7 protein-coding genes and 1 other annotated feature are annotated in these 9,554 nt (G+C 53.4%); of the genes, 4 read left to right on the top strand and 3 right to left on the bottom strand.

Annotated features, from left to right (window positions below; genetic code table 11):
- Positions 1–1,441: leucine--tRNA ligase (gene leuS, locus CPT76_RS21975; protein WP_105444474.1), on the bottom strand; the 1,441-nt coding region annotated here is incomplete at its 3' end.
- A 110-nt stretch (positions 1,442–1,551) separates the two neighbouring features.
- Positions 1,552–1,787, bottom strand: a binding site (T-box leader).
- Between the two features lie 178 nt (positions 1,788–1,965).
- Here leuS and CPT76_RS21970 point away from each other — a divergent pair.
- The 3 genes from CPT76_RS21970 to CPT76_RS21960 all read left to right on the top strand — a co-directional run bounded on the left by CPT76_RS21970 (position 1,966) and on the right by CPT76_RS21960 (position 6,257).
- Positions 1,966–4,266 carry a helix-turn-helix domain-containing protein gene (locus CPT76_RS21970; protein ID WP_105444473.1) on the top strand — a complete coding sequence of 767 codons (2,301 nt, stop codon included), beginning with the start codon at positions 1,966–1,968 and terminating at the stop codon, positions 4,264–4,266.
- A 94-nt stretch (positions 4,267–4,360) separates the two neighbouring features.
- Positions 4,361–5,284, top strand: coding sequence for an AraC family transcriptional regulator (locus CPT76_RS21965; protein ID WP_308737654.1), 924 nt, complete (start codon positions 4,361–4,363; stop codon positions 5,282–5,284).
- Positions 5,285–5,456: 172 nt separating this feature from the next.
- A complete protein-coding gene (locus tag CPT76_RS21960; protein ID WP_258168734.1) occupies positions 5,457–6,257 on the top strand; it encodes a phosphotransferase enzyme family protein in 801 nt (266 codons plus the stop codon).
- 178 nt (positions 6,258–6,435) lie between these two features.
- Here CPT76_RS21960 and CPT76_RS21955 read toward each other — a convergent pair whose 3' ends face one another.
- Complete coding sequence (locus CPT76_RS21955; protein ID WP_105444471.1) at positions 6,436–8,049, bottom strand: type 2 periplasmic-binding domain-containing protein; 1,614 nt, start codon at positions 8,047–8,049, stop codon at positions 6,436–6,438.
- A gap of 424 nt (positions 8,050–8,473) precedes the next feature.
- Between CPT76_RS21955 and CPT76_RS21950 the strand changes: the two genes are divergently transcribed.
- Complete coding sequence (locus CPT76_RS21950) at positions 8,474–8,632, top strand: asparagine synthase (RefSeq protein ID WP_076169753.1); 159 nt, start codon at positions 8,474–8,476, stop codon at positions 8,630–8,632.
- Between the two features lie 229 nt (positions 8,633–8,861).
- On the opposite strand, the gene CPT76_RS21945 is transcribed toward CPT76_RS21950, so the two are convergent.
- The coding region (locus tag CPT76_RS21945) for a 3-ketoacyl-ACP reductase (protein WP_105444470.1) at positions 8,862–9,554 on the bottom strand (693 nt) is incomplete at its 5' end.

Genomic DNA, 9,554 nt, shown 5'->3' with positions numbered 1-9,554 from the left:
CCCAGTCGGTGACGTTGGCCAGCGGCGACTCCCCTGTACCCGACGGCTTGATTTGATCCACATCCGGCAGCAGCAGCGGAAGCTGATCCTCGGGAACGGTCTTCATTGTGCCGTCCTCCAGATGCAGAATCGGAATCGGCTCGCCCCAATAGCGCTGGCGGCTGAACAGCCAGTCACGCAGGCGGTAGGTTACCTTGCCCTGGCCTTTGCCGTTCTCCTCAAGCCACGCGATCATTGCAGCGATGGCTTCTTCGGTGTGCAGTCCGTTCAGCGGGCCCGAGTTCACATGCTCTCCGTCCCCGGTATAAGCTTCCTCCTGCACGTTTCCGCCTTTGACCACTTCGACGATGTTCAGGCCGAATTTCTTGGCGAATTCCCAGTCGCGGGAATCATGCCCCGGCACCGCCATAATGGCTCCGGTTCCGTAACCTGCCAGCACGTAATCCGCAATCCAGATCGGGAGCTTCTCGCCGCTCACCGGATTGACGGCATAGGCTCCGGTAAACACACCGGTTTTGTCTTTGGCCAAATCGGTGCGCTCCAGATCGCTCTTGCGGGCTGCCTGCTCCTGGTAGGCCTTCACCGCATCCTTCTGTTCAGGCGTCGTAATGCGCTCTACCAGCTCCTGTTCGGGAGCGAGCACGCAATAAGTAGCGCCAAACAGCGTGTCGGGACGGGTCGTAAATACCGTCAGCTTGGCGTCATGCCCTTCGATTTCGAACTGCACTTCAGCGCCCTTCGATCTTCCGATCCAGTTGCGCTGCATATCCTTCAGGCTTTCGCTCCAATCCAGGTCATCCAGATCTTCCAGCAGCCGGTCGGCATACTCGGTAATCTTCAGAATCCATTGGCGCATCGGCTTGCGGACGACCGGATGGCCGCCGCGCTCGCTCTTCCCGTCGATGACTTCCTCGTTGGCCAGTACGGTCCCGAGGGCTTCACACCAGTTCACAGGCACTTCGGCAACATAGGCAAGGCCGCGTTTGTACAGCTGGATGAAAATCCACTGCGTCCATTTATAATATTCCGGATCGGTCGTGCTGATCTCGCGGTCCCAGTCATAAGAGAAGCCGAGCGACTTGATCTGACGCCGGAACGTGTTAATGTTCTTGATCGTGATTTCCCGAGGGTGCTCGCCCTTATCCATCGCATGCTGCTCCGCCGGCAGGCCGAATGCGTCCCAACCCATCGGATGCAGCACGTTATAGCCCTTCATCCGCTTGAAGCGGGAAACGATGTCCGTCGCCGTGTACCCTTCCGGGTGGCCGACATGAAGCCCCGCTCCGGACGGGTAAGGAAACATATCCAGCGCGTAAAATTTCGGCTTTTCAGGATCCTCTGTCGTCTTGAATGTGTGATGCTCATCCCAATACTTCTGCCATTTCGGTTCAATCACCTTGTGCTGGTAGCCCTGGCCTTGAACCTGCTCTTGGTTACTCATGCTCATTTGCCTCCTAAAGTGCGCCCGCTGCCCGCCCGTTATTCCGGGACGGCACGGCGCTCGTCTTTCATGTTTGCAACAAAAAAACCTCTCATCCATAGCGTATCATCGCTAGGGACGAGAGGTTTGATTCCCGTGGTACCACCCTAGTTAGCGGAGGACATGCTTTATCCCCGCTCCCTTTGCACCCTTAACGCGGGTGAATCGATGATTCTTGACGCGTTCTGAACGCGCTTCACATCATAGCTCAAAGGCGAGTTCATCCCAAATCGTCAACCGGCTTGCACCCCCCGCCGGCTCTCTGTATGACATCCCTGGAACTAATACCCCTTATCATCGCTTCATTTGCAGTTTTTCATGGTTGAAACATTGAAACATATTATATATAAAAAAATCCATCGAGTCAACGTATCCAGCCTGGCGGACAAGCCCTGCTTTTCCCTCCAAAAAACCCGCCAGCCGGAATTATTCCATGTCCGGTAGGGAATTTTTTGTTATGATTGAACCAAAGGGAGGCGGAAAGTTTGAAGCGTAACCTCAGAAGGTACTTGAAATCGAAGCTGTTTTTGAAATATATATGGTCTTATCTGTTTATTTTGCTGCTTCCTCTCGTTTTTGTAACCGTCTTCATCTACCAAAGCGCCGCGGGCAACCTCCGGGAGGAAATCGAGCAAAGCCATCTGAACCAGCTGACGCAGGCGGAAAGCATCGTCGACGGCCGTATGAAGGAGCTCGGCGACATCGCCTCAAGGATCGCCTACGACGACCGCCTGATCTCTTACCGGGTCCATGATCCGTTCTATTCCCGGGAGGCGATCGACGCTCTGGATCAATTTAAGTCAACCAGCTCCATCATCGGAGATGTATTTTTATATTTTCATCATGACGACCGGATTTACTCCTCGCAGGGGCTTAGCAGCTTGGACGTGTTCAGCGAGAAGTACATATTCCAGAATTGGTCCAAAGACAGCCTGATGGGCGATTTAAACGACGTGTCCTTTCCCACAATGCGTCCGGCGGACCGGGTGATCCGGGGCACTTACAGGCAGCAGTCGCTGCTTGCCTACCTGGTGCCGATTACGCCGAACAGCCCGAATCCCCACGCAACGGTCATGTATTTGATCGATGAGTCGGAGCTCACGGGTCTGATCGATTCCATTCTGGGCAGCTACAAGGGGCTGGCGTACATTTTTGACAACCACGGACAGGTGCTGGCCGCCAACAATCACGGTGAAACGATCAACGGCCTGGACACGGGACATCTGTTTTCCCTCGATCCGGGCATTCACAGCGTGGAGCTGGGCGGAAAAGCGCATTCCGTCGTTTCCACCAAATCGGACATGAACGGCTGGACGTATGTGACGCTGATGCCAAGCGATCAGTTTTTCAGCAGCGTGCTGCACATCCGCAGCTTTATCATCATGCTGTTCAGCATCGTGGTGCTGGCAGGCATCGGCATCGCCCTGCTTCTGGCCCGCAGACAATATCACCCGATTTCGGCCCTAGTCGATTTCGCCAATTCGAAGTCCAGAAACGACCGGGGAACGGGAGATGCGCTCCTTCCGGTCAATGAACTGGAGCATATCCGCTCCGCGCTGCAGGAATATAGCTCCCGTGCCGACCTTCAGGAACCGTACGCCCGGAACCATCTTCTGCTGAGACTGCTCCAGCAGGGAGAAGACCGGGAGCTCGAGCCGGATCTGCTGGAAGCCTTTAATATCCGGTTTGACCGTTCGCAGTTTTTTGTCATCGCCTTGGAACGAGGCGAGCTTGCTGACCATTCCCAGGATTACCAGGATTGGCAGACGCTCGCTTCCCTCCTTGCCGAAGTGGACATCCCCGGGCTCCGGGCATCCGCTTACAGCGTGGAGCTCCCGCGCCGTGACCAGATGGCCCTCATCGTCTGCTTTGACCCGCACCCGGCGATGGAGAGCTTCATCCATATGAGCCGGATCGTCGATGCCGTCCGCAGCAATATCCTGGAGGCGTTCGACTTTAACCCCATCATGGGCGTCGGCACCGGATATTCACAGGCGGGGCAGCTCAATCAGTCTTTTATCGAAGCCTGCTCGGCGCTGGAATTCCATACTCCGTCGGAGAAAGGCGGTATTACGTTCTTTGAAAAACTGGCGCCGGCGAGCGAGGAAGCCTTCTGGATTCCGAAAAACGTGCTGCTGAAGCTGTCCCAAAGCTTGAAACAGGGCAGCCATGACGTCTCTGCCCACATGATCGGCGAAGCGATGACGAGCCTAAAAGAGGGCAGCCCGTCACCGCTGCTCTCCCGCTGCATCTGCTTTGACATTCTCAATACGATGCTGAAGACCGCCTCGGAGCTTGGCATCCACCATATTACGCAGGAGATTCCGACCAGCAGCGCTTTTCAGTCCCTGGATGAATTCGAGGGGCAGCTCAGGAAGCTGGCCTCCTATATTTGCACGCAGGTGCAGCAGGAGACCAAGCATAAGGAGAGCTCGCTGAAGGACCAGATGCTCGGCTATATTGACCAGCACTTTATGGATCACAGCCTGAGCCTGGAGAGCCTGGCGGATCTGTTTGAAATTTCTCCATCGCATTTCAGCCGGACGTTTAAGGAAAATGTGGGGCTGAACTTTACCCAGTACATCTGGCAGAAAAGGATGGAGGAGGTCAAGCGGCTGCTCGTGACGACCCAGGAACCGCTCAAGGAAATCATCGGCCGGGTCGGGTATGCCGACACCCCGAATTTTATCCGCAAGTTTAAAAAGGAAACCGGCTACACGCCGGGACAATTCCGCAAGCTGAACCATCCGGACGGCGTGTTGCTCGGCGAAATGCTTCAGGACTGACCACGAACAGCTGATTTGTTCAGCTGTTCGTTTTTTCTTTTAGGAACTGCAGCGTATGTGGTAAGGCAAGACGGAAAACCTGATATTTCTGTGCATGGAATGCAAGGCTTCATTTTCGGTACTCCATATAATTAATGTTGAAGGGATGATCTGTATGGATTGGCTGAAACGCATGAATCATGCGTTGGAATACATCGAAACGCATCTGTCGGAAGAGATCAACTATGACCAAGTGGCCGGAACGGCCTGCTGCTCGGCTTACCATTTTCAACGCATGTTTTCGTTCATCACAAACGTTTCGCTGTCCGAGTATATTCGGCGCAGACGGCTTACCCTTGCCGCATTTGAACTGCAATCCGGTGGTGTAAAGGTGATCGATATTGCACTGAAGTATGGTTACGAATCACCCGAGGCATTTTCCAGGGCGTTCAAAAAAATGCACGGTGTCATGCCAAAGGCTGCGCGCGACAACGGTGTGTCGCTTAAGGCTTATCCTCGGTTATCCTTTCACATTTCGATTCGCGGAGATGTCGAGATGAACTACAGAATGGAAGGAAAACCTGCCTTTGAAATGTTCGGCGTTTCGACTGTGATCCATGCCGACGGCGAGAATCCGTTTATCGAAATACCCGCGTTTTGGCAAAAGTGTATTTCCGATGGAACGGTCAAACGAATCCGCGCTGCCGCAGGTTTAGGCGAACACGGCCAGCTCCATGCGGTTTTATACAACAAGCAAGGAGAACAACTTTCGTACATGATCGGTTACTTTTTACCCCAAAGCGGCTTGCCTGAAGGATTTGAAAAGCTTCAAATCCCCCCTCAGTCTTATGCGATTTTTTCAACCGGAATCAATCCGAGTGGACAGAATGACATTCATGGATTGTGGAGGCGGATCTGGGGCGAGTGGTTTCCAAGCTCTCATTACGAAGCGGCAAACGGTCCCGAATTTGAAATGACTTACGATCTCGGTAACAACATGTACGAAATGGAGGTTTGGATTCCTGTCATTAAGCTGTAGTTCAGCTCTAGAGCGAGTATCATATCAATCCCCCGGTGTTAGGGGCTATTTCCTTTAGAAGGTGTGAATCGAATGGATCTTGCAATCATCGCGCAGCATGCGTTTGCTCAGTACGATATAAATGCTGTATCCGTGTCGCCCGTAGCACAAAGCGGTGCCGCGGTTTTCAAAATTGAAGATCATCATGGGCTGCTGTACAGCCTGCGTGTTCACAAATCTAAAAATCAGTACGCTTGAAACCATGTGGACGCGCCGGGATGTACTGGAATCTGAGCTGGTATGGTTGGATGCGCTTAATCGTGATACCCATCTCACCCTCCCTGTGCCAAAACGTAATCGGCTGGGTTCTTATGTTACACAAGTGGACGATATAAGTTGTACGATGCTCCGTTGGGTGGAAGGCGAGCAAAAACAGTACTTTACCAGCGATCAGGAATTGAAGTCCACCGCTGAAATGACGGCAGCTTTGCATCAGCATGCCAGTATGTGGCAGCCCCCTTCGTCTTTTATCCGTCCAACGGTTCATCGTGAACGCATACAGAACGCTCTGGACCTGCTCAAGCAGCAGGTGCGGGAAGGGTTATTAGATGCACATGATGTTCAGATTCTTGAAGCCGCCGGGGAAAAAGCGATGGCTTTGCTGGACACACTCCCTAAAAACAAGTTGACTTGGGGTGTATTGCACGGAGATATCGTTCCTCCCAATATCGTGTTTGCAGATGGGGCTGCCCATCCCATTGACTTTGGCGCATGCGGATTCGGTCCTTTTCTCACTGACCTGGCCATCACATGTACCTTTATTCATCCCACTGCCAGACAACAGTACATCGATTGGTACGGAGAGCACTTTCCGCTGCCCAATGAGTATGTGGCCCAAATCGAAGCATTATTTATTTCGCTAGTACTAATCGGGATGAGGAACGCTCTTGGTATGCCTGAATCGAAGCATGGATTGCCGATGCATGCGAAGTAGTGTGCTTCCCGCGAATTTGGCAGGTATGTAAATGGGGAAGGTTTTTTATTTACAGGCACGCCATGTTGGGAATGAAACGCAATGGTTGTCGTCATTTTAGTTCAATTCGTGCTCAACAAAAAAAGGCCGCCACATCGGCGACCTTTTTTCCATCCCTTGCTTCACGCGCACTGCTGATCTACTTGGACTCCTGACCGTCCCAGCGGTCATAGGCAGCCTGGTAGATTTCCACGATTCGGTCTCCGCCCATTTTCTTCACCTGGGCTTTATACTTGTCCCAGTTCGACAGCGGCTCCTGCCCGGTCACAAACTTGGCTTCCATCTGCTCGACGTAGTTGTTCAGGTCCGACAGCAGCGAAGTCACCTCGGTTTGTTCCTCTTCCGTCAGGAATACGTTCGGATACGGTACTTTGGCATACGGCAAAATTTTCTCCTGGTTCTCCTTTTCGACCCACTCGTCGATGTCGGAACGGAGCCCCTTGCTCACTTCCGGAAGGCTGACGCCCGGTGTCGTGATGCCATAGTTCGGAGTCAGCTTGCCGCGGTAGTTTTCGCGGTCGCCTCCATCCGGAACCGGAAGCCATTCCTTAACGTGGTTTGCTTCATCTTTGTATTTCCAGAGGACGCCTTCAGGCCCTTGGTTGAACAGCGTAGAACCTTCATAGCTGTACTGGTAGTCAACCCAGCGCATCGTTGCCTCCGGAGCAGGGTTGGTGCTCGAAATGGCAAACGTTCCATTCTTCGAAATTCCCGAATTCTTGGCCACGACCGGCGAGTCCGGGAAGCCCGTTTTCAGCGGCTCCATGAACGGATTGTCGGTGTTCGGCTCACCGCCCAGCATAAAGTACGGCAGCCAGTCGTTGAACAAGGCCACCTGATTGTTTTTGCCCTTGGCCTTCTTCTGGTCGTCGGTCTGGGAGAACGTTTCATGGTCAAGCAGATCGTCCTTCCACAGCCGGTTCAGAAAGGTCAGATACTCCTTAAACCCTTCCTCCTGCGGTGTGTAGTGAACTTTCCCCTGCTTGTCGGCATAATACACCTCGTCGTACATGCCCCAGAAGCCCAGCATCTGCACGCGGATATCCTTCAGCTTGGTCGACGTGAGCGGAATTTCGTCCGCCTTGCCGTTGCCGTTCGGATCCTCGGTCTTAACCCGTTTCAGGTAATCGTACAGCTCGTCCGGCGTTTCCGGAAGCTTGGTGACACCGAGCTTCTTGAGGAAGCTTCCGTTATAGTACAGAGGACTCTTGTACCATACCGCGCCTTTATCCACATAAGGCAGGGCGTAAATATGCCCGTCGGGGGTCGTGATCGACTTTCTGACGTCCGGATTTTCGTCCAGCAGCTTCTTGATGTTCGGCGCATATTCATCAATCAGCTTTTCCAGCGGAATCAGCGTTCCCTGACTTCCGTACGTCACCTGCTCAGCCGGCGTCAAAGCCGAAGCGTAGAAAATATCCGGCAGGTCGCCGCTCGCAAAAATCAGATTTTTCTTTGTCTCGAAGCTGTCGACCGGAACCGTCTGGAATGTGAGCTTGATGTTCGTCATTTTCTCCATGTCTTTAAACACCTGCATCGTATCCCACTTGGCGCTGCCCACGTCAGGCGCAAATACCGACAGCGTGATCGGCTTGTCGACGATCGGGAAGCCCTCCTTGTGTACACTATCCGCCGAGCCGGAGGCTTGACCGCCGTCCCCGCTATCTTTCGAGCCGGAACCGCATGCGGCCAGCAGCGAGACGACCATGGACAGGCACAGTACGATGGCCCAAGGCTTTAAACTTTTTCTCATCAGATGATTCCTCCTGTTCATTGTTGTGCGCGGCTTTACGTTGGCCCTTCGGAGTTTCCCCCCTTGAATTCGGACTAAAGCCTACTCCACGCTTTTTCTCCGCAGCTCTGGGTGAAGTTTTGTACCAGTTGCTGCTGCGCTTTGTTTGTTAGCGTTTACAAAAAGTGTAGTAACAGGCCGGTTTCGCGTAAATATGTTATTTTTGATATGTTGAATATGTATACAAACTCCAATGTTTAACAGGGATGCGGAAAATAGCAGTGCTAAGCCATTGTATAGCAAGTATGTCAAATATGCCATTGGGAAAATCTACATATCGGCCTGAATTCCGCCCCCACCATGTTAGCCAACGGTGAATAATTCGACGGACGGTAAACAAAAATAACCCTTGTCTATCCAAACCAACAGCCAAAGGAGTGTCGTCATGCGTGAAGGAATGATTCCTGCCGTTCTTGGAACTGTAGTTACCGCTTCCGGCGCCGCACTGCTGGGCAGCAAGTATAAGCTTGCCGCCACGGGGATTGTCGGATTCGGTCTGGCCCACATCGTACTGGGTGCGATCGATCTGATCGAACACCGGTAATCCGTTTGGAGGACCGTCCGCAAGCGTTACGCGCTTCGGACACAAAGAACCTTGGACATTCCCTGTCCAAGGTTCTTTATTTGTGCAGGCGGCCGATCCCAAATGGGACGCACGCCTTGCGGCTGCTGTTATTTTCCCTGCATCGAAATCGAGCCATACGAAAAAGCCTGCCTCTTGGCAGATCGGCTTCCGATCCATAAGAGACAGGCTTACAGTCCGTATAATATTGTTATTGCGGGTTGGTCGTCCAGATGCCGGCCGATTTCACAAATACGCGCTGCGGCAGCTTCAGCGTGGCGAGCGCCAGCTCAGCCACGTCTTCCGGCTGCATCATGCGGTCCTCATCGCCGATCTTCAGGTTGTTGTCGCGGGCCAGCGCCGTATTGACGGTGCTTGGCGTCAAGGCAACGACGCGGATGTTGTTTTTGCGCACTTCCTGAAGCAAAGACTCTGTCAGCCCCATGACCGCAAATTTGGACGCGCAGTATGCGGAGCCCGTGGCAAAGCCTTTTTCCCCGGCTGTGGAGGAGATGTTGATGATGCTGCCGCTGTTTTGCCCCACCATGTCCGGCAGGACGGCCCGGGACACGTAATATGTACCCATCAGATTCACCTGAATGATTTGTTCCCACTGCGCCGGATCCATTTCGAGTACGGTCCCGAACGAAGCGATGCCCGCGTTATTGATCAGAATATCGATCGTGCCGAGCTCCGCCTTCAGCGCACTCACCGCGCTTTCCGCTTCCTCCCGCTTTGATACATCCGCCGCTGCGGTGGCAACACGGATGCCGTGTTCGCCGGCCAGCGAAGCCTTCAGCGCATCCAAATCGGAGGCGGTGCGGGAAATGAGGCCCAGATTCACGCCTTCTTTGGCCAGCAGCTCAGCGATCGCCAAGCCGATTCCTTTGCCCGCTCCAGTAAT

Origin of the sequence: Paenibacillus sp. AR247 (assembly GCF_002968895.1) — a bacterium.
In the GTDB taxonomy this organism is placed as follows: Bacteria; Bacillota; Bacilli; order Paenibacillales; family Paenibacillaceae; genus Paenibacillus_AQ; species Paenibacillus_AQ favisporus.
This window is presented reverse-complemented; position numbering and strand designations above follow the sequence as displayed.

Bases quoted from the DNA above. Each gene is read 5' to 3' on its own strand.
- CPT76_RS21950 (WP_076169753.1), top strand. From the start codon at position 8,474: ATGCGTGAAGGAATGATTCCTGCCGTTCTTGGAACTGTAGTTACCGCT.
- CPT76_RS21965 (WP_308737654.1), top strand. From the start codon at position 4,361: ATGGAATGCAAGGCTTCATTTTCGGTACTCCATATAATTAATGTTGAA.
- CPT76_RS21955 (WP_105444471.1), bottom strand. From the start codon at position 8,049: ATGAGAAAAAGTTTAAAGCCTTGGGCCATCGTACTGTGCCTGTCCATG.